2 protein-coding genes are annotated in these 1,895 nt (G+C 65.1%); both read left to right on the forward strand.

The window, feature by feature from the left end; genetic code table 11:
- The first annotated feature begins 110 nt into the window (after positions 1 to 110).
- Positions 111 to 971: a site-specific integrase gene (locus ABVQ20_RS40380; protein ID WP_150834625.1), complete on the forward strand. Its 861-nt coding sequence runs from the start codon at positions 111 to 113 to the stop codon at positions 969 to 971.
- Positions 972 to 983: 12 nt separating this feature from the next.
- Positions 984 to 1,895, forward strand: a 912-nt coding sequence (locus tag ABVQ20_RS40385) for an IS91 family transposase (protein WP_354465422.1), incomplete at its 3' end; no start/stop codon positions are given.

Consider the following 1,895-nt stretch of genomic DNA (forward strand, 5'->3'; position numbering starts at 1 on the left):
GGATTGAACGAAGCCGCTGACGCGGCATTTGGTGCGTGGGTTTGCGGATGACGCTTCTGTTTTGAAGGATTGCGGCTGTTGAAGCGCAATCTTGAGAACAGGAGTTTGAGATGGCCGAGTTGAGCCCTCTTCGCCGACGCATGATCGAGGACATGACGATCCGCAATCTGTCGCCGGCCACCCAGCGATCCTACGTGCACGCGGTGGCCAAGTTTTCGCGCTATTTCGACCGCTCGCCGGACCGGCTCGGTCTGGAGGACGTCCGCGCCTTCCAAGTCCATCTGGTTTCGGCGGGAGTCTCGTGGCCGGCGCTGAACCAGACGGTGTGCGCGCTGCGGTTTTTCTACGGCGTGACGCTGGGCCATGCCGAGATCCCGGAGCGGATCGTCTACGCCCGCTCGCCACGCACTCTGCCAGTGGTGCTGAGCGCCGACGAGGTCGTCCGGTTCCTGGAGGCGGTGCCGAGCCTGAAGACCCGAACGGCATTGACCACGGCCTACGCCGCGGGACTTCGCGCCTCGGAGACCGTCGGGCTGAAGGTCGGCGACATCGACAGCGAACGCGGCGTGATCCTCGTCCATCACGGCAAGGGCGGCAAGGACCGCACCGTGATGCTGTCGGCGCAGCTTGTGCGCATCCTGCGGGTCTACTGGCGGCTGGCGAAGCCGCAGGGCTGGCTGTTTCCCGGGCGCGGCGTCGATCGCCCCATCGATGTGCAGGTTCTCTATTCGGCGTGCCGCTCGGCGCGTGCGGCTGCCGGCATCGACAAGCGCGTGACGGTGCATACGCTTAGGCACAGCTTCGCCACGCATTTGCTGGAGAACGGTACGGACATCCGCATCATCCAGGTGCTGCTCGGCCACAATAACCTGTCGAGCACGGCGCGCTACACGAAGGTCTCGAACGGTCTCATTCGGCGGACGGAAAGCCCGCTCGATCGGCTGACCATTGAGGTTGTGCCGCCGGGCTGACCGGTTCCGCCAATGTCGGCGAGACTGGAGGTGGCGGACATCTTCCGCCGCCACGGCGAGGCGTATCGGCAGGCCCATGACGGCCATCTCGGGCGCGTCGAGCGGCGCGTGATGAGCGCGATCGAGCTATGCCGGTCCGCCGAACTGGGCGGCCATGTCGAGGGCTGCCGGTCCTGCGGGGCGATCCGCGTCGCCTACAATTCCTGCCGCAATCGGCATTGCCCGAAGTGCCAGGGACAGGCCTGCCGGGAATGGCTTGCCGCGCGGCAGGGCGAACTCCTACCGGTTCCCTATTTCCACGTCGTCTTCACGCTGCCGGCGCAAATCGCGGCGATCGCCTTCCAGAACAAGGCGGCGGTCTACACGATGCTGTTCAAGGCGACCGCCGAGACGCTACGCACCATCGCCGCCGATTCCAAACATCTGGGAGCCGAGATCGGCCTTGTCGGCGTCCTGCACAGTTGGGGTCAGAACCTCCATTATCATCCCCACATCCATTGCATCGTGCCGGGTGGTGGACTGTCGCCCGATGGAACGCGCTGGATCTCTTGCAGGCCCGGCTTCTTCCTGCCGGTGCGCGTGCTGTCGCGCCTGTTCCGCCGACTCTTTCTGGAGGAACTGCGGACAGCGTATGAAGCGGGCAAGTTGAGCTTCTTCGGCGATCTCGCCGAACTGGCGCTGCCCGCCGTGTTCAGACGCCGGCTGGGCGAGGCCCGCCGCCTCGAATGGGTCGTCTACGCCAAGCCGCCGTTCGGCGGGCCAGAGCAGGTGCTGGCTTATCTCGGTCGCTATACCCACCGCGTCGCCATCGCAAACTCCCGGCTCGTCAGCATAGCCGACGGCAAGATCGTGTTCCGCGGGAGAGATTATCGGCAGGGCGGCAAGGCAAAGCTCATGACGCTGGATGTGCACGAGTTCATCAGG

The organism is Mesorhizobium shangrilense (assembly GCF_040537815.1).
Classification (GTDB): domain Bacteria; phylum Pseudomonadota; class Alphaproteobacteria; order Rhizobiales; family Rhizobiaceae; genus Mesorhizobium; species Mesorhizobium shangrilense.

What these genes read in the sequence shown, in the direction of transcription:
- ABVQ20_RS40380 (WP_150834625.1), top strand. Translation starts at nt 111, where the DNA reads ATGGCCGAGTTGAGCCCTCTTCGCCGACGCATGATCGAGGACATGACG.